Origin of the sequence: Nocardia sp. NBC_00511 (assembly GCF_045161165.1) — a bacterium.
Taxonomy (GTDB): Bacteria; Actinomycetota; Actinomycetes; order Mycobacteriales; family Mycobacteriaceae; genus Nocardia.
This window is the reverse complement of the sequence record NZ_CP107849.1, coordinates 4684449-4709926: the sequence shown is the minus strand read 5'-3', so window position 1 is coordinate 4709926 and position 25478 is coordinate 4684449. Positions and strand designations below refer to the sequence as shown.

25 protein-coding genes and 1 riboswitch are annotated in these 25478 nt (G+C 67.7%); of the genes, 16 read left to right on the top strand and 9 right to left on the bottom strand.

All coding sequences use genetic code 11. The features are described 5' to 3' along the window. Positions 1-22 precede the first annotated feature (22 nt). Positions 23-218: riboswitch (cobalamin riboswitch) on the bottom strand. 32 nt (positions 219-250) lie between these two features. After that, entirely contained in the window at positions 251-685 is a 435-nt protein-coding gene (locus OG300_RS22095; RefSeq protein WP_405484481.1) for a T6SS immunity protein Tdi1 domain-containing protein, read from the bottom strand. Between the two features lie 95 nt (positions 686-780). On the opposite strand from OG300_RS22095, the gene OG300_RS22090 reads away from it, so the two are divergent. After that, complete coding sequence (locus OG300_RS22090) at positions 781-1764, top strand: cyclase family protein (protein ID WP_405484479.1); 984 nt, start codon at positions 781-783, stop codon at positions 1762-1764. Between the two features lie 3 nt (positions 1765-1767). Here OG300_RS22090 and OG300_RS22085 read toward each other — a convergent pair whose 3' ends face one another. Then, positions 1768-2202 (bottom strand): DoxX family protein, encoded by a 435-nt coding sequence (locus OG300_RS22085; RefSeq protein ID WP_405484477.1) that lies wholly within the window; start codon positions 2200-2202, stop codon positions 1768-1770. Positions 2203-2300: 98 nt separating this feature from the next. Between OG300_RS22085 and OG300_RS22080 the strand changes: the two genes are divergently transcribed. After that, positions 2301-2882 (top strand): TetR/AcrR family transcriptional regulator, encoded by a 582-nt coding sequence (locus OG300_RS22080; protein ID WP_405484475.1) that lies wholly within the window; start codon positions 2301-2303, stop codon positions 2880-2882. A gap of 74 nt (positions 2883-2956) precedes the next feature. Then, positions 2957-3820, top strand: coding sequence for an AraC family transcriptional regulator (locus OG300_RS22075; RefSeq protein WP_405484473.1), 864 nt, complete (start codon positions 2957-2959; stop codon positions 3818-3820). A gap of 34 nt (positions 3821-3854) precedes the next feature. Here the strand turns inward: OG300_RS22075 and OG300_RS22070 are convergent, their stop codons facing one another. Next, on the bottom strand, positions 3855-4289 hold the full coding sequence (locus OG300_RS22070; RefSeq protein WP_405484471.1) for a MarR family winged helix-turn-helix transcriptional regulator: 435 nt from the start codon (positions 4287-4289) through the stop codon (positions 3855-3857). Positions 4290-4347: 58 nt separating this feature from the next. On the opposite strand from OG300_RS22070, the gene OG300_RS22065 reads away from it, so the two are divergent. Further along, positions 4348-5214 (top strand): alpha/beta hydrolase family esterase, encoded by an 867-nt coding sequence (locus OG300_RS22065; RefSeq protein ID WP_405484469.1) that lies wholly within the window; start codon positions 4348-4350, stop codon positions 5212-5214. 26 nt (positions 5215-5240) lie between these two features. Then, entirely contained in the window at positions 5241-5804 is a 564-nt protein-coding gene (locus OG300_RS22060) for a YbhB/YbcL family Raf kinase inhibitor-like protein (RefSeq protein ID WP_405484467.1), read from the top strand. Positions 5805-5878: 74 nt separating this feature from the next. Here the strand turns inward: OG300_RS22060 and OG300_RS22055 are convergent, their stop codons facing one another. After that, complete coding sequence (locus tag OG300_RS22055; RefSeq protein WP_405484465.1) at positions 5879-6664, bottom strand: hypothetical protein; 786 nt, start codon at positions 6662-6664, stop codon at positions 5879-5881. Positions 6665-6727: 63 nt separating this feature from the next. Beyond that, entirely contained in the window at positions 6728-7294 is a 567-nt protein-coding gene (locus OG300_RS22050; RefSeq protein ID WP_405484463.1) for a lipoprotein LpqH, read from the bottom strand. Between the two features lie 150 nt (positions 7295-7444). Between OG300_RS22050 and OG300_RS22045 the strand changes: the two genes are divergently transcribed. The 5 genes from OG300_RS22045 to OG300_RS22025 all read left to right on the top strand — a co-directional run bounded on the left by OG300_RS22045 (position 7445) and on the right by OG300_RS22025 (position 14168). Then, positions 7445-8866 (top strand): hypothetical protein, encoded by a 1422-nt coding sequence (locus OG300_RS22045; protein WP_405498629.1) that lies wholly within the window; start codon positions 7445-7447, stop codon positions 8864-8866. Continuing rightward, positions 8863-9888, top strand: a complete 1026-nt coding sequence (locus tag OG300_RS22040; protein ID WP_405484461.1) for a hypothetical protein — start codon at positions 8863-8865, stop codon at positions 9886-9888. Before OG300_RS22045 ends, OG300_RS22040 begins: the two co-directional genes overlap by 4 nt. Continuing rightward, on the top strand, positions 9889-11430 hold the full coding sequence (locus OG300_RS22035) for a tetratricopeptide repeat protein (protein WP_405484459.1): 1542 nt from the start codon (positions 9889-9891) through the stop codon (positions 11428-11430). A 43-nt stretch (positions 11431-11473) separates the two neighbouring features. Then, complete coding sequence (locus OG300_RS22030) at positions 11474-12745, top strand: hypothetical protein (protein WP_405484457.1); 1272 nt, start codon at positions 11474-11476, stop codon at positions 12743-12745. A 97-nt stretch (positions 12746-12842) separates the two neighbouring features. Next, positions 12843-14168 carry a serine hydrolase domain-containing protein gene (locus tag OG300_RS22025; RefSeq protein ID WP_405484455.1) on the top strand — a complete coding sequence of 442 codons (1326 nt, stop codon included), beginning with the start codon at positions 12843-12845 and terminating at the stop codon, positions 14166-14168. 15 nt (positions 14169-14183) lie between these two features. Here the strand turns inward: OG300_RS22025 and OG300_RS22020 are convergent, their stop codons facing one another. Together OG300_RS22020 and OG300_RS22015 are read right to left on the bottom strand one after the other, a co-directional pair. Then, positions 14184-14834 (bottom strand): double zinc ribbon domain-containing protein, encoded by a 651-nt coding sequence (locus tag OG300_RS22020; RefSeq protein WP_405484453.1) that lies wholly within the window; start codon positions 14832-14834, stop codon positions 14184-14186. Between the two features lie 123 nt (positions 14835-14957). Then, entirely contained in the window at positions 14958-15680 is a 723-nt protein-coding gene (locus OG300_RS22015; RefSeq protein WP_405484451.1) for an SDR family NAD(P)-dependent oxidoreductase, read from the bottom strand. Positions 15681-15789: 109 nt separating this feature from the next. Between OG300_RS22015 and OG300_RS22010 the strand changes: the two genes are divergently transcribed. The 4 genes from OG300_RS22010 (at position 15790) to OG300_RS21995 (ending at position 17872) form a co-directional block, all read left to right on the top strand. Continuing rightward, complete coding sequence (locus tag OG300_RS22010; RefSeq protein ID WP_405484449.1) at positions 15790-16425, top strand: TetR/AcrR family transcriptional regulator; 636 nt, start codon at positions 15790-15792, stop codon at positions 16423-16425. Positions 16426-16524: 99 nt separating this feature from the next. After that, a complete protein-coding gene (locus OG300_RS22005; RefSeq protein WP_405484447.1) occupies positions 16525-16836 on the top strand; it encodes a hypothetical protein in 312 nt (103 codons plus the stop codon). Between the two features lie 86 nt (positions 16837-16922). After that, on the top strand, positions 16923-17375 hold the full coding sequence (locus OG300_RS22000) for a hypothetical protein (RefSeq protein ID WP_405484445.1): 453 nt from the start codon (positions 16923-16925) through the stop codon (positions 17373-17375). Positions 17376-17485: 110 nt separating this feature from the next. Further along, on the top strand, positions 17486-17872 hold the full coding sequence (locus tag OG300_RS21995) for a hypothetical protein (protein WP_405484443.1): 387 nt from the start codon (positions 17486-17488) through the stop codon (positions 17870-17872). Positions 17873-17880: 8 nt separating this feature from the next. Here the strand turns inward: OG300_RS21995 and OG300_RS21990 are convergent, their stop codons facing one another. Then, positions 17881-18510, bottom strand: a complete 630-nt coding sequence (locus OG300_RS21990) for a TetR/AcrR family transcriptional regulator (protein WP_405484441.1) — start codon at positions 18508-18510, stop codon at positions 17881-17883. Between the two features lie 179 nt (positions 18511-18689). On the opposite strand from OG300_RS21990, the gene OG300_RS21985 reads away from it, so the two are divergent. Continuing rightward, the gene (locus OG300_RS21985; RefSeq protein ID WP_405484439.1) at positions 18690-20027 is read left to right on the top strand and encodes a DHA2 family efflux MFS transporter permease subunit; all 1338 of its coding nucleotides are present in this window, start codon (positions 18690-18692) and stop codon (positions 20025-20027) included. 879 nt (positions 20028-20906) lie between these two features. On the opposite strand, the gene OG300_RS21980 is transcribed toward OG300_RS21985, so the two are convergent. Further along, positions 20907-22373 (bottom strand): DUF222 domain-containing protein, encoded by a 1467-nt coding sequence (locus OG300_RS21980; protein WP_405484437.1) that lies wholly within the window; start codon positions 22371-22373, stop codon positions 20907-20909. Between the two features lie 289 nt (positions 22374-22662). On the opposite strand from OG300_RS21980, the gene OG300_RS21975 reads away from it, so the two are divergent. After that, positions 22663-25137: a heavy metal translocating P-type ATPase gene (locus OG300_RS21975; RefSeq protein WP_405484435.1), complete on the top strand. Its 2475-nt coding sequence runs from the start codon at positions 22663-22665 to the stop codon at positions 25135-25137. The last annotated feature ends 341 nt before the right edge of the window (positions 25138-25478 follow it).

Below are 25478 nucleotides of genomic sequence, written 5' to 3'. Positions count from 1 at the left end.
CGGCCTTCCAGCACCTCGTGGAAACGGGTCAAGCTGCCGTGGCCGGTCTCCTGGCTGACGGGTCCAGCATCGACGCACCTGGCCTTCCGGTATCACTGATCCCGTGGCCTGCCCGCTGGCTGCGGGCCGGACGATGCGCCGACTTCCCGATCACAGTGGCGAGGGCCGCTCCGGTTTCGACACCGGAATTCCCGTACACCACGGCGTTCCACACGCTAGATGCCGATTGTCGAATCGGACAAATGGGGTCTCAGTCGAAGTCCTGGGCCTGCGCCACCAGGTCGAAGAACGACCACACACCGCCTCGCTGATACGACTCCGGGGATTCGGAACCGCCCAGGAACGGGTAGGGCGTGGCGATGTAGACCTCGTTCTCGGCCAGGGGGCCGATGAGCCGCCGGATCTTGGTGACCTGATCGGGTTGCAGCACATAGGTGATGACGCTCGGGTCGAAGAGCACCTCGGTGACGAACTCGCCGACCTCGGTGAACGGGCCGTAGGTCTTCACGCCCGGGCTGTAGGGGTCGAGCAGGCCGTACTCGCCGGTGCGGGTGCTCATCAGGAAGGCGTGACCCAGGTCCGAATAGCCGACGACGGTGTCGAACTGCGGGTAGTGCTCGGCCCACGCGGGCATCACGCGATCGAAACGCTGCGAGGGGATCAATCGGAAGGAAACGCTGGTCACCGGATTCATCCAACCAGAGCGGGCGGGACCGGCTCTCGACAGGCCGCGCGCGGGCGGGTAAAGATCGATGCAGCATTCGAAGTGGAGGCGTTTCGGTGACCGATCAGTGGCGCGAAGTCGCGAACAAGGTACGCAACTGGGGCCGCTGGGGGGAGGACGATCAGCTCGGCACGCTGAACCTGATCACCCCCGCCCGAATCGCCGCCGGCGCCGCCTGCGCGCGGGCCGGGCGCAGCATCCCGCTCGGCATTCCTTTCGACGCCTACGGACCGCAGGGCGCGAGCGGCTTCCGCCGCAACCCCATCCACCTCATGGCCGTAGACGGCGGCGACGCGAACTTCGCGGCGAACCTCGAGGGCTGGGGCGGACACACCGAAGCGCAGATCGCGGGAATGTACGCCGCCGGTCCCATGCGCTTCAACGACGACTACATCATGATGCCGTTGCAGTCGGCCACCCAGTGGGACGCGCTGTCGCACGTGTACTACGACGGGCTGCTCTACAACGGCGTCCCGGCCGCCGCCGTCACCAGTTTCGGAGCGACGAAGCTGGGGATCGAGCACTTCGCCGATCGCGGCGGAATCATCGGCCGCGGCGTACTGCTGGATGTCGCAAGACATTTCGGGGTCGAGCGGCTGTCGGCCGGGACGGTCATCACGCCGCAGGATCTCCAGGCTGTGGTGGATGCCCAGGACGTCGAGCTGGCGGGCGGCGACATCCTGGTGATCCGAACCGGCTGGTGGACAAGGTTTCTGGAAACCCACAAGCATTCGGAGTGGTTCGCGGGCAGTCCCGGACTGAGCTGGCGCTGCGCACAGTGGCTGCACGAGAACGAGATCGCGGCCGTCGCGGTGGACAATCCGGCCGTCGAGGTGATGGTGCCCGAGGACGGGGTGCTGCTGCCCCTGCACATGATCGCACTGCGCGATATGGGCACGCCGCTCGGGGAGATCTGGGACCTGGAAGCCCTCGGCCGGGACTGCGCCGAGGACCAGATCTACGAATTCCTGCTCTGCGCACCGGTTCTGAAGATCCCGGGGGCCGTCGGATCCCCGATCAGCCCCGTCGCGATCAAATAGCCTTCAGAACGCGGCCAGTACGCAGGCCCCGACGAACATCATCTGAACCGCGGCGCGCAGGGGCAGCGGCATCGACTTGACGCCGACATCCTCGCGCGCGGCCCGGATGTTCGCGGGGAACATCAGCATCAGCATCAGCGCCAGGCAGGTGGCGGCCAGCGGTGCGGCCCAGGGGACGAGAAGCCCGGCGGCACCGGCCAATTCGAGCACGCCGGTGGCGGTCACCAGAGCGGTCGGGTTCGGCAGCCGGGGCGGGACCATGGCGATCAGGCCGTCACGGCGCGGCGACAGGAAGTGCGCGGAGGCGGTGAGGGTGAACATGGCCGCCAGCCCGATGCGGGCGGCGTGCGGCCAGGAGTTCAGCCAGTCGGTGGCGTGCAGCCACCCGGCCAGCCGTGCCAGCCCGGTGACGACGATGAGAACGATGAGCGGTGCCATCAGTGCGGCTCCTGTGCGATCGAGCAATCTAGACAGTGGCCAGATTAGGTCCGGCCAGGAAACTTGTCAACGTCTAGATTCTGGGCCACCATCGAGGCATGACCAAGAGCGTGTACCACCACGGAGACCTGCGAGCGACGCTGCTGAACGCGGCCGCCGAGCAGATCGCGGCCGAGGGCGTCGACTCGGTATCGCTGCGAGCCCTGGCCCAGCGCGCCGGGGTCTCGCACGCCGCACCCGCCCACCACTTCGGCAACCGGCAGGGCCTGCTGACCGAACTCGCCATCGCGGGCTTCGACCTCCTCGATGCCGAACTGCGCGCCGCCACCGGCGATTTCCGCGAGGTCGCGGTCGCCTACATCCGCTTCGCCCGCAACCATCCGGGACATTTCGACGTCATGTTCCGGCACGATCTGGTGCGCGCCGACGACGAGCGGCTGATCACCGCCCGCCGCAACTCCGGTACCGAATTACGTTCCGGTATAGCCGGACTCGGCGTCGCGGCCAGCTCCGCCCCGGCCGCCGAACTGGCGGCCTGGTCGGTGGTGCACGGCTTCGCCACCCTGTGGCGTGAAGGGGCCCTGGCGGATTCGGAAATCGGCGACGGCGACCCCGAGCAGCTGGCCCGGGCCACCATCGCCGCCATCGATTTCACCGCCGCGACCGCTGGTCATAAGTGACTATCCGGCCGCGGAGGCGAGTCCGCCGTTTTGGATCCGCACCGGGGTCGGACGGCGTATTCTGACCACCGGTCATGGTAAAAAATGGACAAGAAATCCGAAGCCTGTGCTACGCGCCGAGTGCCGCCACGCCCCTCGGGCTGGAAGTGCTGACCTTCGATCAGCTGCGCACCATGCCGGTCGCGCACGGTCAGGTGGTGCGCGGAGACTTCCACGTGCTCGCCCACTGCACCACCGGAACCGGTCGCCTGACCGTCGATTTCGTCACCAGGGACCTGGTCCCCGGCACCGTCGCCTGGGTGCGACCCGGCTGGACCCACCGCTGGGACGACATCACCACGGTCGACGGCCACCTCATGCTCTGCCGACCCGAACTGGTGCCCGCCGCCGCGGTGGGTCACGCGCCCGCACCGTCGACCCCGCCCCTCTCGCCCGCGGACCTGTTGACGGACCTGGCCTTCGAGCACCTGGTGCGTGAGTACGCCGCCGTCGCGCCGGTGGAATCGATCCTGCGGCACCTGGTCAGCGCCCTCACCCTGCGGGTCGCCGCGGCCCTGCCCGCCCCGGCCGCCGCCACCGACCTGTTCGATCGCTTCGCCCGGCTGACCGAGCGCTACCACACCGAAACCCGCGAAGTCTCCTGGTACGCGGCCCAACTCGGCTACTCGCCGCGCACCCTCACCCGCGCCGTCCACCTCACCACCGGCCGCAGCGCCAAGCAGTACCTCAACGACCGCGTGGCCCTCGAGGCCAAACGCCTACTGGCGCAAGCCCCGCCGCTGCCCACCGCCACCTGCGCCCGCCGGCTCGGTTTCGAGGACGCCGCCAACTTCACCAAGTTCTTCCGCACCCACACCGGCACCACCCCCACCCGCTTCCGCCGCGCCAATACCAACGGCGTGGTCGAAGAGCCAGTCGAGGAACCGGTCCTCGTCTGATCCCGGTTCCGTTGCACCGCAGTCGGATTCGGGGTCACTCGAGCAGGCGGTGCAGTAAACCCAGCGATTCGGTCAGCTGCCGCTGCTCGGCGTCGGTGAGGTGTTCGGCGAGCAGGGTGGCGAGCCGTCCGGAACCGGCCTCCCGGCGTTCGTCCAGCAGGGCGCGACCCGCCGGGGTGATCTCTAGAACCTTGCGGCGCTGATCCGCGGGATCGGCGGTGCGGCACAGCAGTTCGCGCTCGGCGAGCACCGCGACGGTCGCGGCGACGGACTGGTGGCGGATCTTGTCGGCGCGGGCCAGTTCCGCGACGGTCGTGGGGCCTTCGCGGTCCAGTCGCTTGAGGACCGACACCTGTGACAGCGACAGCTCGCGGTCCGGGGATGCTGCCCGCATGCGACGCACCAGCGCGCCGACCACCGCCTGCAAATCCTCTGCGAGGGCTTCGATTTCACTTGTCGGATCCGTCATGACTCATTAAAGTACAGGATGCCTGCGCAGTTGGCCTGTATATCTGGGAGGGATGACGATGAGCGATCAGCTGATCGAAGCGAAACTGATGGTCGACGGCCGCGAACGCACCTTCGCCGTGCGCCCGCCGAACCGGCAGGACGCCCCGCTCGTGTTGGCATTGCACGGAAACCACGGGCAGCCGGTCAATCGAATGATGGTGGACATGACGAGCTTCGCGGCCCACGCCGACAGCTGGGGCATCGCGGTCGCCTACCCGGACGGCTGGGGTGGCTGCTGGGCGGACGGGCGCGGGGCCACCACCGCCGACGACGCGGGGGTCGACGACGTCGCCTTCCTGCGGGCGGTGATCGAGTGGTGCGAGCAGCAATACGGCACTGACCCCGAACGCACGGTCGTCGCGGGGATATCCAACGGGGCGTTCATGTCTCACCGGCTCGCGCTGGAGGCCGCCGACCGGGTCGCCGTCATCGGGGCGGTCGCGGGTGGGATGGCGCGAGCGCTGGCCGAGGTCCGGCCCACCCACGCGGTGTCGGCCCTGCTCATCCACGGCGACGGCGACATCACGGCACCGATCACCGGGGGACACTCGCGCCACCGCGGCCCGAACGGTGAAATACGCGGTCACGTCATGGGATTGGACGACACCGCTCGCCGCTGGCGCGAAGTCGACGACTGCGCCGGAGAGCTCGAGACCGTGACCACCGCGGAAACCAGCCGCGTCACCGCACGCGACGGCGTGGGTGGTACCGCGGTCACCGCCTGGACCGTATCCGGCGGCGGCCACACCTGGCCGGGCACACCGATGCCCGAAGAATGGGCGAGCCGACCCGGTACCGGCGTCACCATGGAATTCGATGCGGCCGAAGAGATCTGGCGCTTCGCCGAACCGCTGCTGTGCCCCGCCGCAGACCGCAAACTCTGACCACCCCGATAGCCGAGGAGAACACGATGGCATTGCTGGGACGAATCCTGAAGAACCGCCGGGCCGGGGAAAGCAAGATGGCCTGGAACCTGCCGAATCTGGCGGGGGACACCGTCTTCGAGATCACCAGCCCCGACTTCACCCACGAGACCACCCTCGACCGTCGTCACGCCTCGAAACGTGCGGGCGGGGAAGACCTCTCACCGGCGCTGGCCTGGACCGGCCTGCCCGAAGCCGCACAGCTGCTGCTGGTCGTCGAGGATCCGGACGCGCCGTCGGGCGCACCCTTCGTGCACTGCGTCGCACTGCTGGATCCCGATGTGAAGGAATTGCCCAGGGGCGCACTGGCTTCCGGCACCGTCACCACCGGCGTCCGGATCCTGCGCTCCGGCTGGGGGCGCGGCTACATGGGCCCCGCGCCGATCGTGGGTCACGGCCCGCACCGCTACGTCTTCCAGCTCTTCGCCCTGACCGAACCCCTCGAATCGGCAGGCGGGAAGCCGCTGGAATCGGCGAAGCCCGCGCAGGTCCTCGCCGCTGCCAAAGCCCACGCCCGCGGTCGCCTGGACGGATTCTACGAACGCCAGTGACCCACTGAAACACTGAGAGCCGCCGGCGACAACGCCTGCGGCTCTTCGTTTTCCGTGCCCTGCGGGGACCGACATCAGTTGGTGTTGACCGGTAGCGACAGCACCACCTCCTGCTCGTTCTCCGGCAGGTAGTGCACCCCGATCACCCGGCCCACCTGGACCAGCGACACCGCGGTCGGCGGCAGGAACTTGTCGGTGCGGGCCTCGAAGGTGGTGCCGTCCGGGCGGGTCACCACCAGCACCAGATCCAGTCGTGAATACCCGTCGCGGATCTCGCCGGGCACCGACAGCGACCGCACCACCGCCTGCGCGGGGACACCGCGCCGTGCGATATCGATCTTGGCCTGGGTGGTGAAACCCTTGCGGATCATGGCCGCGTTCATGGCATCCTGCGCGGCGGAGTTGTCGCCCGACAGGTCCACCTCGACGCGATCGGTGCGATCGGGCAGGTAGCGGACCGGCAGCACCACGCCGGGACGCAGCAGCGCCAGCTGGGTGAGCGGCACGATCATCTTGGCGTGCGACGGGAAGACCTTGCCGTCCGAGCCCTCGACCCGGAAATCCACCCGGACCTGCGGCTGCTCATTGAGGTAGACGCCGGTCTGCCGGACACCCTCGACGGTGCCCAGCCCGACCAGACCGTTGCGGAAAGCCGAACTGTTGTTGCCGGTCATCGCCGACATGATGCCGTCGCCAGTGAACGCGAAGGCGATGGGAACGATGGTCGCGGCGATGATCGGCAGCGCCATCTGCGGGCCGACCCAGCCGAACACATCGTTCGAAGTGAGCCCGTGCCAGACGTAGTAGCCCACACCCAGCACCGCGAGAACGACGACGGCGAGGCGGATTTGATTCTTCATTTGTATTCCAGAAGGTCGAAGGGCCCGCTCATGCCCGAGCGGCACGAGCGGGTGAGCGGGCGACTAGGAACCGACGACGGTCGTGCAGGCGAAGACGATCTCGAACTTGGAGCTCTTCGGGCCCGCGGTCGGGTTGGTGAGATCGGGGGTGCCGACGCCGGTGCCGCTGACGGTGTAGGTGTTGCCGGACTTGGTGACGCTGGCCGAACCACCGGGCATGCCGTTGCCGAAGCCGATCGCGTAGGGCTGGCCGTTGTCGCCGCCCTTGGTGCCGGTGATGCCGACCGCCTGCACGGTGCTGTCGCCGGTGATGGTGGCGCTCGCGGCCAGGGTGCCGTAGGTGGAGTTGCTCTGATCGGTCAGCGCCAGCGCCAGATTCCCGGCCTGCTTGGCGCAGGTGGTGGTGAAGTTGGCGGTGATGGCCTTGCCGTCGACCGACGCCTTCGAGCTGCCCCCGGCGGGAGCGGCGGAGGTGGCGCCACCGGTGGACGCGGCCGAGGTGGTGGCCGGGGCGGCGGCGGTGCTGCTGGAACCCGAGCTGGAGTTGCTGCTGCAACCGGTCACCAGCAGGGCGGCCGCGGCGGTGGCGGCGAAGGCAGCGGCGGTCAGGCGGATCGGCTTGCTGTTCATGGTCTTTCCTCGTTCTCTTCTCGGCTGGTTCCGCGGTGGAACCGATGCCAGAACAGTAGGAATCGATACCCGCCCTACCGATCCCAACTTCCTGTCGCGCCGAACCCCTCGAACCTGGGTTAACCTGGGCGAATGCGACGAGCGCGGGCCATGGTGCTGGATGAGGTGTGGCGCCGCCTCGACGGTGTCGAGGCGCTGAGCGGACCACACGGTGGTCCGCTGCGCCGCACCGTCAAACTCGTGCTGGACCCGCTGGTCATCCGCCCGGTACAGCACCCGCTGTGCGCGGGCTCGGTGCTCTCCGCCGACGGCGCGGTGCTGCTCGCCGCCCGGGTGCACGCCGCCTCGGATGTGCTGCGCGCCACCGCCGCCTGGTTCAACCTGCTCAAGCAGACCCGCCGCGCCCTGCGCATCACCGAGGGCAACGCGCAGGACCTGTACTTCCAGCGCTGCTTCGAACTCGCGACCGTGCTCGGCACCCCCGATCCGGCCCGCGACCGGGTGGCCGCCGAAACCGCGCTGCGCGAGATCCACGGCGTCACCGCGGGCCGGACCACCCAGGCGCTCAAGGAGTACCTGGCCGACCCGCCGCGCGCCGCCGAACTGACCGAGCTCATCCACACCGCCTGGCGTCGTCGCCCGCTCACCGAGACACCCGACCACGCGCACGCCCTGGTCGAACTGCTGAACGCCTGCGCCGCAACCCGATCCGACGAACCGGTCGACCCGGCCGACATCGACGAGGCGATCGCCGCATCGCTGGGCACCCACACCGGAATTCGACTGTGGCGCTCCGAAAAGGGCGCTACCGCACAGGAACTCGGGCTCACCCACGCGCCCCTGCCCGCGCCGCCCCGCATCGGTGCGTCGGCGGCCACCGCCACCCTGGGCCTGCCCTTCGACCGCACCATCCACGAACGCGTGTTCACCGTGCTGCAGGCCTCCGCCGAACGCTCCGATCTACCGGTCATCGCCGAACTCGTCGCCGCCGAGATCGCCCGCTCCTGCGCGCCCTGGGCCCTGCTCGATGAGTCCCTGCGACTGGCCGCCGCGGCCGGGGCCACCCTGGCGCTGGGTTTGAACCCGCTGGGCACCGCACCAGCCTCGGATACCGCTGCGCGACAAGCCCTTCCCGCGCTCGGGCGCACCCCGGGGCTCACCGTCGGAGCCATCGGACCTGTGGGCGGGGCGGCCGAGTCCCCGCTGGCCGCGGACCACGCCGTCCCCGGCATTCGCGAGTCCGCGGCGGCCCGGTTGATCAACGGCCGCTGGCAGCGCGAGGCATACGTCCTGCAAGCCCGCCGCATGACCGTGCGCGCCGACGCCACCACCGGTCCGCTCGCCGCCGTCGCCGCCGACCTGCGGGTGCCGTGGCAGCCCTACGTGCGGCGACTATGGGCCCGGCTGCACGGCCGGGACGTGCGCGAACTACCGGTCTACGCGGCCGACGAACTCTGGGATCTACTCGACGGCGTCGCCCGATCGGTGATCCTGGACCATCGAATGCGGGTCAAACGCGCCCTGGCGGCCACCGCTGTCGAGGCCGACGCACAGGAATCGAGGGCGGGATGACGAACCCTGCGGTGACCATTCACCGATACCCCGACGGCGTACGCGGCATCGTCCCCGCGGGCGCGCCCACCGTGCTCGACGGCGACGTCGGCGCCGACACCATGGTGCTCGAGGTCGTGGGCGGCCACCTCACCTGGAATGTGCTTGCCGGACAGGAACTCCCGGCCGCCGTGATCGCCGACGTCGATCTCGCCCAGGAGTGGGTGTGGGCCATCTACGGCGAACCTATCGCCCTGGCCCTCGACGACGACCTGGCCGTCGAGGTCCCCGCCACCCCCGGCCTGCCCGCCCTCGCCGTCAGCGCGCGCCGACTCGCGTACGCGCACTGGGCTTCCCGCTGGTGGCCCGCCTCCACCCTGGACGGCATCGCCACCCTCGACCCGGCCCTGCTGGACCGTGACATCGCCACCCTCACCGAGGCCTGCGAAGCCCTCGTCGACGGCGCGGACGCCGAACCGCCGGTGGTCCGTGCCGAAATCCTCGGCCGCGCCTCGGATTACGCCCTCGCAGCCGGTGACGAACCCGAATCCCCGGGCGCGCTGGTGCTGGCGCGCGGCACCGGCGGCTGGGACTGGCGGCACTGCCCGCCCGGCCTCGTCGACGCCTCCGAGCAGGCCGTGGCCTGGCAGCTGATCCGCGACGCGGGCACCACCACCGTCGCCGTCCGCGTCGCCGCCCACCCGGCACTGCCCGCCGACCTCCCCGCCCACCTGCGCCCCTGGGCCCGCATCGAGACCGGAGGTGGCAGTATCGAATCCGAGCTGCACGCCTACGGCGACACCTGGTTCGCCGAAGCCCACCTCACCACCGCGCCCGCCACCGTCACGGTCACCATTCACCTGCCCGGCTTCGGCCCCGAACCAGCCCCGGACGCCGGCCCCGGCACCGAACTGCGCCGCCGCGTCCGCGAATTCGCCACCGCCCGCCTGCGCGACTCCGGTAATCTCAGCGATCCGGACCGCGACGCCTTCTCCCCACTCCTGGCCGAGATCGCCGCCGCGGCAGAGGACTCGGACTTCTAGATGCAGGACCCGCCACCGGGCAACGACGCCCACCCGATCGACCCCGCGCTACGCGGGACAGAGCTGTTGCAGGCGGGCGCGACGGCCATGGAATCCGGGGAACTGCGCGAGGCCCTGCGGATCTTCGAGCACGCCGTGACGGTCGAGACCGGAGACCTGCGCGTGTGCGCGATCGTGGACGCCGCCGTGGTCATCGATCGGCTCGGCGACCACGCGGCCGCGGTCTCCCGTTTCCAGGAAGCGCTGGGCCAGATGCCATCCCATGCGCCGCGACTACATCCCGGTGCGCTGATCGGCATGTCGCAGGCGCTACAGAACCTCGGCGACCTCGACGGCGCGCAGGACGTACTAGAACAGGCCCGCCGACTGCTGTCCGTCGCGGACGCCCCTGAGGACCTGCGACTGGCCTGCCTGGTCTCCTCCACCGCGGTCGCCCTGCACCGCCAGCAGTGGTCGCACGCCATCGACCTGGCCAACGAATCCCTCGATGCCGCAACCCGATTCGCCCCCGAACTGGCGGGACACCCGTTCATGAACCTGGCCGCCGCGCACTTCGAGACCGGCCGCTGGGAACTGGCCCTGGACTTCGCCAACCAGGCACTCGCGGCGTTCGACGCCGCCGAGGACCCCGTCGGCGTCGCCGAAACCCAGCAGAACCTCGCCCTGATGTACACGCGCTCCGGACTTTTCGACGACGCCGAACCGCTACTGACCGCCTCCCAGCGCCACTTCGACGAGGCGGGCGTCGCCCACCGCGCCGGAATCGGCCTGAAGGTCATGGGTTTCATCGCCGACCATCGCGGCAGCGCGGCCGAGGCGAACCTGAACTACCGCGCGGCCCTGTCCCGATTCGAGGAATCCGGCGCGGTCATCGACGCCGCCGACGTCCGAATCCGACTGGCCTCCAGCGCCTTCGCCGCCGGGCGCTACGACGAAGGCGAAGCCGAGCTGGCCTCCGCCCGCGCCACCTACGCCGCCCACGGCCTGGGCCTGCACTGCGCCCAACTCGACTTCTGGCATGCCGGACTGCTCGAACCCCTGGTCACCAACGTCCCCGGATTGCTCGCCAAGGCAGTGGATCTGGCGGTCCCCGCCGCGCTCGCCCTGGACGCCATCCGCTGTGAACTACCCGACGGCGCGCAACGCGACACCTGGAATCGCCGCGTCGTGGACCCCGCGCTGCGCCTCGCGTTCCGCTACTCCTACCTGGCCGGTGACGCCGGACTCGTCGCCGACCTGATCGAAAACCAGTGCGCCGGAACGACCCTGGACATCACGCGGCTGCCCACCGCCCCGGCTCCCGCACCCCTGGACCTGGTCGACCCGCCGACTCCACCCTTCACGGCTTCCGGCCCCGTTCACGCCGCACTGCAACTCGGCACCGCCATGGCGGCGGTGGCGGCCGGTGCGGGCCTGCCGGTCACCCCGCCGCCCCGGGTATCCGTCCCACCCGACGGCCACATCGCCCTCGCGGCCTGGCTGGACGCGGCCGAGTCGCGCTACGGCCGCCGCCTGCGCACCGACCGGGTGATCTCCGCGTGACGGGCCCGCGCCGGGACTCGCTGCCGCCCAGGAGGTCTCGTTGATGGCCGAGCGTCCCACCGTCTTCCTCCGCATGGCCGACGCGGGCGACCTCTACCTCACCTGGCGCTGGATCGACTCCGATGCCGCCCCCGGCGTCGGACTCATCCCCGAGGCACAGGTCGAAGCCGCCGTGGCCCGCTTCGCCGCCGCGCTGCCCGCCCCCGGTGTTCCCGGTGGACTCGAATCCGCGCTCACCACCGGCGAATTGGTGTCCTACCAATCCGAAAACGCCCTCGCACAGTTTCTTTCGTCGGTCTTCCTGCCCTACAACCTCGCCGTTCAACTGCACGAACTCCACCTGACCGGCGTCCGCCCGCGCATTCGCATCCAACCGTCACCCCGCACCGCCCAAATCCCTTGGGAACTACTGGCTCCCGACCCAGACCTGAGGCTGCTCGACCTCGCCGACCTCAGCGTGCTCGCCGCCCCCGGTGTCGTCCACGCCCCCGCCCGTCAGGTCCGCTCCTGGTCGGCGACCCGTCACCTGCCGGTCGTCGCCGTCCTCGACCCGCGCGTCCCCGGCTTCCGCGCCGACTCCGCCCTCGGATCTGTGCTGGGCCGAATGGATTCCGCCGCCCCGCTCACCGAACTCGTCGCCACCCACGCCGCCCGCGATCACCTGACCCCCGCCGTCACCGACCCCCTCGACGCGTTCCGCCGCACCGATCTCGACCGTGACTGGCTCGGAACAGCCCTGCGCGCGGGCGGCTCGCGCCTGCTCTACGTCGGCCACGTCACCGCCGCCGCCCCCGAATCCGGCCGCAGCGAATCAGCCACCCTGCATCTGTCCTGCACCGCCGCCACCCGCGGCTTCGCCCCCGCCCAACGCGACCACCGCCCGCTCTCCGCCCGCGATCTGCTGCTCGGCACCCACGGCCTGCCCGGCGAATCCGCCGACGCCCGAACCGGTCCCGAGCTGTGGCCCATCCCCAGCCGGGTCGCCCTCATCGCCTGCGAGAGCGGCGGCGACCTCCGCTTCGCCGAACCCCTCGGCCTGGTCGCCGCCATGATCACCGGCGGCGCGGAACTCGTCACCGCGGGCCGCTGGCCACTGCCCACCGACCTCGCCTTCCACCGCCTGGCCGGGGTCCCGGCCGACATCCGCCCCTTCCAGACCGCGGTCTGCGCCATCGACGCCGCCCACGAGTCACCCGACCCCGTCGCCGACCTCAACCACTGGCAGCGCACCCGCCTCGACGCCTGGCGCACAACGGGATCCGCCGACCATTCCCCGATCACCTGGGCGGCCTTCGCGACCGTCGACACCCGCTGACACCGAAACCTCCGCCCCAGCAATTCGGGGCTCAGCAACGGATAACGGCGCGACACCACCTCCGATGAGCTGGACGGAAGTTCAGAGCGGAGGATCGATGTCCCGAATCGTGACAAGCCTGGTAGCGGCGGTGCTGACCGTCGCCACCCTGCTGATCACCGCACCGGCCGCGCATGCCGCCCCGGATGCGCTGCGGCACTGCGACGTCGTCGACGGCAGGCAACCGCAGACCGCGACACCCGAAGAGGTGGGCGTGGATTCGGCCGCACTGCACCGGGCGGTCGACTTCGCCGCCAACGATCCCACCCGATTCACCGTGCAGGTCTTCCGCAACAACTGCCTGATCGCCGGGAGCCCCAACAACCAGCGCGCGGGCGGGGTGGCGTGGAACCTGTGGAGCGGCACCAAGAGTGTGGTGTCGCTGGTCGCGGGCCTCGCCGTCGACGACCATCTGTTGTCGGTCGACGACCCGATCGACCGCTACCTGCCCGCCGGGCTCGGTGACGCCGCGCATCGCGCGATCACCGTGCGCAGCCTGCTCACCGAGACCTCCGGCATGGAGATCGCCATCGCCTCCGAGGGCGTCACCGGTCTGGCACAACTGGATCCGAACGTGGTGGCACAGGCGCTGGGCATGCCGATACAGCATCCGCAGGGGACCACCTGGCAGTACAGTCAGCGCGCCGTCGACCTGTTGGTCTACGTGGTGCAGCAGGCGATCGGCGAGGATTTCCAGGCGTACGCGCAGCGAAGGCTGTTCGACCCCTTGGGAATCCATCGATCCGACTACTACTGGGCGCGAGACCGCAGCGGCAACACCTACGGCCACGCCCACCTGGTGATGCCGCCCGACGACTACGTCAAACTCGGGCTGCTGCTGGTGAACCGCGGCAACTGGCATGGGGTACAGGTGGTTTCGACCGACTACCTGACCCAGGCCCTCACCCCCGTCGAGCCCAACCCCTGCTACGGCTTCCTGATCACCGTCAACGGCCCGACCTGCGACGACCTGTTCCCCGGCCTACCCTCGGACGCCATGCAGATGGCGGGCATGATGCGCCAGGACAACTTCATCGTGCCCAGCCTCGGACTGCTCGTCAGTTGGACCGGCGTCACGGTTCCCGGTGGCGCGGTGAGCTTCCCGCACGATGTGCTGCGCGGCATCACCGCCGCGTTCCGGCAGCCCACGCTGCCCGACCCGGGACCGTACGTGGCGCGCCCGGACACCAGCATCACCGATCCCATGCTGATCAACCCGGACGCCACACTCGCCGCACTCGGGCTCGGACCGATGTCCTATCCCGGTTGCGGGCTGTTCGCCTGCCTCGGAAAACCGCTCTACCCGCCGTTCGGCAACTGGCCGGCGGGCTGTTTCATTCTCGGTTGCACGGGCCCGGACCCGGCGACTCCCGGCATTCGGTAGCCGCCGGACCCGGCACTACTGCGGCTGTCCGCAGTGCCCGCAGAACGGCTGACCGACCTGCGTCTGATGCCCGCAGCCGGTGCAGTGCGCGGCCAAAGCCAAAGCGCTGCCGCAGGTGCCGCAGAAACGGCCGCCCGTGGTGTTGGCATTGCAGGTGGGGCACGTCACCCGCGCCGGGGTCGCCACATCATGCTGACTCGCCCAATCCTGGCGGTAGGCCGCTTCCCGGATCTGCACCCCGCGCGCCTCGGCCTGCGCCTGCGCGATCTGATGCCCCACCTGCGGCGAGCATTCGGTGCACTGGCCGACCTGATCGTTCCAGCAGATCCGGTTGCACACCCACTTGCCGCAGCCCGCGCACAGTGCGAAATCATTCTTGACCTGCTCGACGGCGCGCGCGAACGCCTTGTCCTTGGTGCTGGAAGACGAACCGCCCCAATGGTTGGAGTAGCTCTCGGCGGCATTGGAGATCTTGTCGATGGCGCGGACCTGATCGCCGAAGAGGTCGCGCAGCACGCGCAACGCGCCCCGGCCGCGCGAGAAGTAGTTCTGCTCGAACGGGGACTTGTACGACGTGCTGCAACGATCACATCGGAAGTCCCACTGGAATCCGTCGTCGTTGGATTCGTCGTGGTAGAAGGAGGTGAAGACGACCGGTGCGGACATGGGCGTGTCAATCCTTTACGGCTCAACGGAACTCTGCGAACTAGGCGAGCCCGGAACCCCCCGGACCGCGTTTCGTCAGGTTCTTATCGTATGACTCACCCGGTCCGCAACACATCCCACGAATCATTCCGAGAAGCCGACCTCCACTTCAGTGCGGTCGCGGTTGGTGTACATGCCCCAATACCAGCCGCCCAGTTCGTCATTGGTCATCCGAGGTATCTCCACACCGGGCGGCACCAGATCCGGGCGAGTGTCGACGATCCGTTCCGCCTCGCTGTCCCCGATGAGGACGCCGATGTTCAACAGGCCCACGTACACACCGGTATCCCGCAACTCTTCAGCAAGCTGGAGTAGGTACTCGCGCTGAGCCGCCAGCGCCACACCGAAATTCGACAGATACGGCAGCACGACGCTGGGTGAGGAACCCGAGGAGTACAGCAGCGTGCCCTCGCCGCGCGCGATCATCGCGGGCGTGAGCGCGCGGGTCATGAGGATGGGGGAGTAGACCTTCAGGGCCAGGGGGACAGCGAGATCCGGGACCTCGACGGCCAGGGTGGTCGGAATGCGGTCGGACATCTGCCCTGCCGCGCCGTGCAGGGCGACATCGATGCGCCCGAAGGTCTGCTCGATGGTGGCGACCGTATCGGTGAGCTGTGCCGCGTCGGTGACATCCGCGGGGAAGGCCGCCGCCTCGATGCCCTCGGCCTTCAGATCCGCCACATGCCGCGCGGCCTTCTCCGGATCTCGCCCGATGACCGCGACCCGGAAACCCTCCCGGCCGAACCGTCGTGCCGCACCCATGCCCAGGCCGGGGCCGAATCCGAAGATCGCGATGGTGTTCGTCATGCTCTCGCCTCACTAAGTTGAGCAGTGGTTCAAGTTACGGATCGACGGTAGCAGGTAACTTGAACCCATGCTCAACTTAGAATCCGCGCCCGATTTGTAGGATCGGCGCATGTCCGCGAACAAACCCCTGCGCCTCGACGCGCGCCGCAACCGCGACGCGCTGGTCATCGCGGCGCGGGAGGTGTTCACCGAACGCGGACTCGACGCGCCGCTCAAGGAGATCGCCGCGCGCGCGGGCGTCGCCATCGGCACGCTCTACAACCGCTTCCCGGACCGCGACGACCTGATCGCCGCCGCCGTCGAAGACCGGATCGAAGCGGGCGGGCGAATCGCGGAAGACGCACTGGCTCTTGATGATCCGTGGGAGTCCTTCGTCTACCTCGTCGAAAAAGTCTGTGAGCTACAGGCTTCCGACCGACTGCTCAACGAACTCGCACTGCGGGCCGCGCCCAGCCCGGCCATTGCCGCACAACGCGAGCACGGGCACGCGGTGATGCGCGAAATCATCACGCGCGCACAGGAAGCCGGAGTGCTGCGCGCCGACTGGGCGCTCGAGGACATCGCCTTCATCACCTGGTCGCACACCCGCGTCGTCGAGCAGACCGTGCGCGTCGCCCCGGATGCGTGGCGGCGCAATCTGGCGCTCATGCTCGACGGCCTGCGCGCGGCCGCCGCACATCCGCTGCCGGTGCCGCCGATCACCGAGGAACAACTGAATCAGGCTCTGCCCGTGGACCGTCGCTAGCGCTGCCCCGAAAAAACGGCGGAAGCGACTCCGGTTACCGTCGGGGTTGTTCGATTGTTCATCTGTGTTGGAGGTAGTGCTGTGTCGAAGGCAGTGAAAATGGCTGGGATTTCCGCGGTACCGACGTCGCTGCTCGCGGCCGGTGGACTCACCGGCGGGTTCGCACTCGCCCAGGCCACCAAACAGCGGCAGCTCGGCGGCGCGGTCTTCGCCGCGGGCACGGCGGCCGCCTTCCCGCGCTGGCGCAAGGCCGTCGGCACCGGCGGCGCTGCCGCCCTGACCGGTCTCGCCATCGGGGCCATGGGCGCCTCGCATCCGCTGGCCAAGAAGATCGGCGCCTGGCCGTCGGTGGCCGTGGTGTCGAGCGTGGTCGCGGTGGCCGCCTGGGCCGCCGTCGACCGGCGCGCGTGATTCGCTGACCCGAATACGCCACCCGGCGCGGAGAACCGTTTGGTCTCATTCCGTGCCGGGTGGCCGGAAGCGCAATACCGTGGGTTATGCGCACTTTCGTTCATCTGCTGCTGTTCGTCGCCGCCATCGTGATCGCAGTGGGTGCGTTCGGCCCACTGGTCGGATCGGTCGACGCCCGCAATGTTCAATTCGACGACATCCGTAACGGTTTCACCAACGGATGGTCACTGGATCAGATCGGCTCGCACACAGGTGCGTTCCCGACCTCCCTGGCGATCGTGCTGCTCGGCGTCGCCGTCGTCATCCTGCTCGCCGCCCTCTTCGGCTCCCGCCTAGCGGGCTGGGTCGGCGTCCTGGTGGGCCTCGCCACCCTCGGCGTCCTGGCCTGGCGCCTGGACGACCACTTCGACCACCAACTCCGCACCGACTACCACCACCTGCTGCTGAGCGACACCTGGGGGCTCTACCTGGTCGGCGGCGGCCTCGTCGTCACCCTCCTGCTCCTGCTGGTGCCTCGTGAACGCCGCCGTGCCATATAACGATCCGGACGCCCCGTGCCTGTAATGCATTCCGCCCCATGCTGATTCGATCTTGCAGGCGAACCGCGGTGTAACCCGTCGACGTATTCAGTGCGAACTAGGAGGTTCGTATGAATACCAGACAAACACTCACCGCAATCCGGAAACCGCTGACCTGTCTACTCATCGCCGGAGCGCTGGCCGGGGCCGCCACCGGCGTCGCATCCGCGGAACCCCGAGGCCGCGACAACGGCTCCGGCATCGGCGCCGGAGGCTCGCCCACCAGCCCGTCGACCCAGCACAGCCCGACCATCACCTACTCGACCGACCCCTACGGAACCTATTCCTACACATACCAATACACCGAACCCATCGCCCCGGCCCCCGCCTCCACTCCCGTCACGGACCCCCGCACCGCGACCAGCGGTGGCCGCGAAGCCCACACCTGGATCCGGGTCCCTCGAGCCGACGGCCAGGGCTGGGTGGTCTGCCCGGCCGGTAGCGTGCAGTGCGGCTGACCGAGCTGTCACCTCCCGAGCAGTCGCACCAACTCGCGCAGCTGCGCCTCGTAGTACTCCGCGAATTCCGTTGACCCAGGCACCTTCCCAGTAGCCTGCAATGCCGTCTCGGGCAACATGACCGGCGCCAGAATCGCACCCATCAACGCCATGCGAACAAACGCCGGATCGAGCCCCGCCGCGATCTCCCCGCGCTCCTGAGCGCGCCCCAGATTCGCGAGATCGGCATCAACCGTCTCCGCGCCTTCGAGATAGTCGGCTTCCGCACCGGAACCGGTCAGCCCGCGCCACACCAGCAGGCGGGCCGGACGCGGATCATCCAGAATGGCTGCCAGATACCGAGCGGCAGTCTCTGCCAGTGGAAGATTCGGATCGGCCCGCTCGGCCTCGGTAGCAGGCCAGGAACGCTGAATCTCTTGATACAGCCCCTCTTTGCCGCCGAAATAGTAGGTGATCAACTGCTTGTTGACCCCTGCCCGGTCGGCGATCTCCTGTACTCGGGCACCGTCGAATCCCTTGGCGGAGAACTCATCCAACGCCGCGTCCAGCAGTGCCTGCCGTGACCGTTCGGCATCACGGCGGCGCTCGGCGGCGGTGGGTGCTCGGCGCGGACTCCTGGACGGGCCTTCGGTCGTCATGCCGACATGCTACGTCGATGGATGACTGGGTCATCCACCTGTCCACTTTGTCACCCAACTGGATGTCATCCAAGTGGTTGACGTAATTGTATGTGTGGATGACACTACGGAATGTGAATGCCCCCAACGCATCCGGCCAGATCCTCGACCGCCCCGGGCTCACTCCCGAGGCGCGCCGAGTGGTCGTGGTCGTCCTCGTCGGCGCGATCCTCGCGTTCCTCGACGCCACCGTGGTGAACGTGTCCTTGAAATCGCTGTCAACCGACCTGGGAGGTTCGCTCGATACTGTTCAATGGGTCGTCACCGGCTACCTGCTCGCCCAAGCTGCCGTACTCCCCGCAACCGGCTGGGCGGTCCGGCGAGCCGGAGCCAAACGGCTCTACATCGCCGCACTCCTGACTTTCGTCCTTGCGTCTGCGGCCTGCGCGGCAGCCAATTCCATCGAAATGCTCATTGCCGCACGCGTTTTACAAGGACTCGGCGCGGGCGTGATGGTCCCCGCCGGGCAGATCCTCATGGTCACCACCGCGGGCAAACAGGGTATGGCCAGAGCCATGGTCGCCGCGGGCATCCCGATGATGCTGACCCCGGTCATCGGCCCCACCATCGGCGGCCTACTCCTCGAATACGCGGGCTGGCAATGGATCTTCCTGATCAACCTGCCGATCGGCGCACTGGGCCTCATCCTCGCCTGGCGGCTGCTGCCCCGAACCGCACGCGACGAACTCTCCGGTGCACTCGACCTGGTCGGCCTGACCCTGGTTGTCCTCGGCATGATCGGACTCACCTACGGGCTGTCCGAAGCCGCCGACCACGGCCTGAACCAGCCGGGAGTACTCGTACCCCTGTGTGGCGGAATAGCTTTGACGGCCGCATTCATAGCCCACTCTCTTCGAGTCCCACATCCCCTCCTGGACCTGCGCCTGTGGCGAGACCGCTTCTTCGCCCTCGGCGCCGTCACAACCGCCGCCCTCGGCACGGTGACGTTCGGAGCAATGATCCTGCTGCCCTTGTACTTCCAACTGATCCGCCACCTGGACGCCGCGCACACGGGAATGCTGATGGCTCCCCAGGGCATCGGAGCAGCCGCAGCGCTGGCCCTCTCGGCCCCCATATACGAGAAGATCGGCCCCTTGGTCTGCGTCGTGGGCGGCCTACTTTGCTGCGCGGCAACCATCCCATTCCTGTTTCTCGCAGCAGACACGCCCTACTGGGCCCTCGGATCCGCGATGGTCGTAAGAGGACTCGGAATCGGACTCGCGGCAATGCCTGCGATGACGGTTGCCATGCGAGACCTCTCGCCCGGGCAGATCGTTGATGCGACGCCGCAATTGCATGTGTTGCAAAGGATCGGCGGGTCGGTCGGGACTGCGGTGTTTGTTGTTGTGCTGCAACAGCATTTGGTGGGTGGGGGAGTTCGAGGGTTCGACGTCAGCTTCTCTTGGGTGTTGGGGGCGTCTGTTCTGGCGGTGGTTCCGGCGGCGGGGATGGGGGTGCTCTGGTGGCGGCGGACGTGATAGTCGCTGGGCGAGGTTCGCCCTCCTACCCCTGGATAAACCCAGCACCGGTTCACAATGCAGGCTCAGAGATTTAGTTCAGCGTGGTTACCTCGCCTGCCCTACCGGGCTTTGGCTGACGCGACTTGGGAGCCGTGACCCTCGGTCCCGGCCCACGGACTGCACGCATCACCTTTCAAGACCAAGACCGCCCGGACAAGAACAAGCAAAATCAAGACCCTCGAGACAGAACCCGAAAAGACAAAAGCCCCAGGCACTTTCGCCGTGCAGACCTCGCACCCTCGAACATTGATACCGCGGTACGCGAACCTGCGGAGGCGGCGCGGAGCGGACAATCCCGGCGATGGACGAGCTGCTTCCCGGATCGAATGCCGGTGGGAGGGATTGGTGGAACGTAATGCGTGCAGTCCCTGGGCTGGGACGAGAGGATGCGGCTCCCAACCTGGCGTCAGCCCCAGTCCGGTAGGGCACCCGACGCGACCACGCTTCCCTGATCTTTGTGCCTGCATTGTGAACGAGAGTTGGGTTTATAACAGGGTACGAGCTGGCTCGATCGCTGATGCGGAGTGTGCCACAGGGCATTAGGGAGTTCGGTAGTGCCGGAACCGAGGCAGGCTCGGCTGCTCTATTCAGTAGAAGGTTCTTGATCGGGGACTCGTGTGTGGGTGATTGTCCGACGCACAGTCTCGGTACTCCGCGACTGTATGGCCCAAGTTGGTCCTGGCGGTGAGTGATGCGTACCTGACGCGGAGTTGTGGGTTCGGCTGGCAGGCAACGATTCTCCGAGATACCCGGAGCAGTCGAGCCCCACGCACCGGGCAGCCTTCAGTACAGCGGGTGCTGTACTTGGATGTGGCGAGTCGAGCCCGGAAGGACTCTCTACTCCGGTGCGCGGTGGGCGATCCGCGCTTGATAAGCCAGGCGGGCGCGCCGATTGTGGCTGCGTGCCACCGATTGCGCGATCTGCTCCGCCTTGTGATGGAGATGATTCACGCGTGGAGTTTGCGTCGGATCGACATGCACAGGCTTGATCCACCCGGTCCGCCCAGCGAACGGGGAATCCTTACCCATCACAATCGTTTTCCACCCATTCGGGCCGTTGTTCACCAGGGCGTGGCAGTGATCGCACGCCAAGGTCAGGTTCCGCAGGTCCGTGGGTCCGCCCTTGGCCCAGTCGGTGACATGGTGCACGGCGCACATGCTCGGTGGTGCGTCGCATCCCGGTCGGGTGCACCCCTTTTCGGAGGCAATGAGGGCGAGACGCTGTGCGGAGCTGGCCAGGCGGCGAGCGCGACGCAGGTGCAGCGGCATGCCGTGCCGGTCGAAAATCGCCAGAATCGGCTTGGTGCCCGCCGCCATCTTCAACGCCTCGTTGATCGAAAGCTGCGTACCGGTCGCGGTGTTGGCGATACCCGTCCCGTTCTCCAGGTCTTCGAGGCTCATGGTGATGACGGCCTGCACGAGCAGCCCGCGGTGCTTGCCGAGCTTGGCGGCGTCGATGTCCGGGTTCAGGATCATCGCCAGAGCGTCATGAACACGCATCGCGGCAGTACGGGTGTCACGGCGTGCGGCAGCCTCGAGGACAGCCTTGTCGACTTTGCCGTAGAACAGGTTCGGGCTCTGAGGGTCGTCGAGGTTGCAGACGCCAGGGCGCGCGTACTTCGAAATGATTACATCCCACACCGTGCGAACAGTAGGCAGGATCCAGCCTTGAACCCACGACATTCCGTCGGCGCGCTGGCGTCCGATTGTGAGGCCCCGCATACGCTTACGATCCGCATCCGTGGTCAAAGAACCATCCGGATCCAAACGGGCGGTGATTTCACGCCCGATACGCGGCAGGTCATCCGGCCAACCCTCACGTGAATAGTCGAGCAACTGGGTTTCGACCTCGGTACGCGTTTCCGCGTCCACGGCGTCGGGCAGCTGGTGCAGTACTTCGACGATGTTGCGGACATGGTCACGCGAGATCTCACCGATCTCGTAGGCGTGCGCGGTAGCCGCCAACGCAGGCTCGCGCAGATGCCCTGTGGGGTCACGGAATTCACCGACCTGCTCGGTCACCTTCACCCGGCAGGTGGCGTCGTATTTGGTGAGCCGCAACGTATCCCGCAGATACCGAACCACCCCACCCGCACCGGAAGTCTGCGGCATGGACCGGTCGGAGACCTCGATGATCAGGCGTGAATCCATCGCCGACAACACACGCTTGCACATCTCGCACTGCTGCAAGAACTCCGTGAGCTCGTCCTCGGAGAAGTGGGTGAAATCGGTGGAGGCGACAACATTCACCGCGGCGACCAGGTCGGCCATACCGCTCATGTTGGATGATTCCCCCGAATTCATACCCCCATTCTACTCCTCAAATAGGCAATAGAACAGTGAAATATATTGCAGTATAAGGAAATTGGGCATTTCTGAAATTGGAAGACTGAGCATTTCGGGTAGTAGATCGTCCGTGTTCGGCGCGGGGTAGTTCGAAGGGCTTTGCTGGTGGAGCTGGACTGCCCTGATCGGGTCTGCGGGCTGTCCTGGCTGAGAGGTGTGTCCAACCCGTTGCTCCTGGCTAAGTACCCCTACTGGGTATATGGTCGGCGGGAAGGTTCGAGGTTCGCGCTAGTGGAGGAGCTGCGGGATGGGTGAGACTGGCGGATACGGTACTGCGGTACTGGATGTGCGGGGGCTGCACTGGGCCAGCCAGCAGGGGACTGTCACTGCGGTGCTCGGGCGGCGGCCGGGGGTGGTTTCGGTGGAGGCCAATCCGGTTTCGCAGACGGCTACCGTGGTGTTCGATCCGGCTCGGACTTCCGTTGCTGACCTGCGGGAGTGGGTGCGGGAATGTGGGCTGCACTGCTCGGGGCAGTCGGTGCCGAACCATTTGTGCGATCCGATGGCTGAGCCGGTGCGCGATGAATCGCGGCACGCTGCACATTCCGCTGGTGAGGGTGGTGGCAAGCATGCGCACTCCGACCACTCCGGGCACGAGGCCATGGACCACGCCGCTATGGATCACGAAGCCATGAATCACGGTCCCGATATCCACGAACCTATGGATCATGCGGCCATGGATCACGCGTCCATGGGCCACGGTGGTCATGCCGGGCATGCGGGAATGTCCATGGAGGGTATGGCTCGGGATATGCGTAACCGGTTCCTGGTTGCGGCGGTTTTCTCGGTGCTCGTGATGCTCTGGTCGCCGATGGCTACCGATATGTTCGGGTGGCATTTGCCGGTGCCGTTCGGGATGCGGTCGGACATCTGGGAATTGGTGCTGAGCCTGCCCGTGATCGGGTATTCGTCGACGATTTTCTTCACCGGTGCGTGGCAGGCGTTGAAGGCTCGCACGCTGGACATGATGGTGCTGGTCGCGGTGGGGATCGGGGCGGGGTGGCTGTATTCGCTCGCGATCACGCTGAGCGGTGGGGGTGAGGTCTTCTACGAGGCGTCGACGATGTTGGCGACGTTCGTGCTGCTCGGGCACTGGTTCGAGATGCGGGCCCGGGGCGGGGCGAACGACGCGATTCGGACGCTGCTGGATTTGGCTCCGCCTCAGGCCGTGGTGATCCGCGACGGGCAGGAGGTCGAAATCCCCACGGCTGAAGTGGAAGTGGGGGATCTGCTGCTGGTTCGGCCGGGCGCCAAGATCGCGGTGGACGGAACGGTGGAGGAGGGGACCGGCGAGGTCGACGAATCCATGGTGACCGGGGAGAGCCTGCCGGTGCACAAGGAGCCGGGGGCGGCGGTCATCGGGGCGACGCTCAACAAGAACGGGACGCTGCGGGTTCGGGCCACCAAGATCGGGTCGGATACCGCGCTGGCGCAGATCGTGAATCTCGTTCAGCAGGCACAGAATTCGAAGGCGCCGGGGCAGCGGCTGGCGGATCGGGCCGCCTTCTGGCTGGTGCTGGTGGCGTTGGTCGGTGGTGCGCTCACGCTGGTGGTGTGGTTGCTGGCGGGGGCGACGTTCGCCAAGGCCATGCTGTTCGCGATCACCGTCGTGGTGGTCACCTGCCCGGACGCGCTCGGGTTGGCCACGCCGACCGCCATCATGGTGGGTACGGGGCTCGGGGCGAAACGCGGTGTGCTGTTCAAGAATGCGATGGCGCTGGAGAGTTCGGCTCGGATCCGGACCGTTGTGATGGACAAGACTGGAACCCTCACCAAGGGGGAACCCGATGTCACCGAGATCGTCATGGCCGCAGTCGCTTCCGAGGAGGAATTGCTGCCGCTGCTGGCGGCGGTCGAGCGAGAATCCGAGCATCCGCTGGCGGAGGCCGTGGTGCGCTACGCGGAATCCCTTGGTGGGCAGACGATTCGGGCCGAGAACTTCGAGAATGTGCCCGGTCACGGTGCTATCGCCACGGTGAGCGGCCGCCGCGTCGTCATCGGAAACCGTCGCCTGTTCGAGCGTGAAGGCATCGAACTGGGTGAGTTGGCGGAGGCTCGGGAGCGGGTCGCGGGTGCGGGGCGGACTGCCGTGCTGGCCGCTGTGGACGGTAAGGCCGCCGCGGTCATCGGGATCGCCGACGCGGCGCGGGAGACCTCCGCCGCGGCCGTCGCCGACCTGCACGACATGGGCATCGAGGTCGTCATGCTCACCGGCGACAACCAGGCCACCGCGGAACGCATCGCCGCCGAACTCGGGATCGACACCGTGATCGCCGAGGTGCTGCCAGGTGACAAGGCGGCCAAGATCCTCGAATTGCAGTCGGGGGGAAAGAAAGTCGCCATGGTGGGCGACGGAGTGAACGACGCTCCCGCGTTGGCGCAGGCCGATCTGGGGATCGCGATCGGTGCGGGCACGGATGTCGCCATCGAGACCGCCGACCTGGTGCTCATGCGGTCGGATCCCCTGGACATCCCGACCGCGCTGCGCATCGGCCGCGGGACGCTGCGCAAGATGCATCAGAACCTGACGTGGGCGGTCGGCTACAACAGCCTCGCGTTGCCGATCGCGGCCGGCGTGTTCGAGCCGGCCTTCGGGTTCACGCTGCGGCCGGAGATCGCGGCCATGACGATGTCGGGATCCAGCATCATCGTCGCGCTCAACGCGGTGTCGCTGAAGCGGTTGCGGCTGGTGGACCACGAAAGTCGGCACAAATCAGTGTGATTGGGGTCACGGTCCACTCGTTCCGTGGCTGGTCTCATGATGCGGGCGAGCGGCGTGTCTACCTACCGTGGGAACTGATCTCTGTTCCCCGTTAGAAAGACAGGACGTTATGCCGATCATCAACCTCGGTTCCGCCGCCATCGACCTCGCGAACACCCTCACCGGGCTCGCCGCGAACGTCACCTACCTGCTCAAGGCGTGGGGCCTGGCCTGATTCCAGCTTGCGAACTCCCGCCCGCCGATCCGAAAAGGACCGGCGGGCGGAGTCGTTTTCGGGGGACTTCCGGGAGATATCCGCACCCGGGTGGCCCGCCTCACGCCCTCCGCCGTGCGAGTTTCAC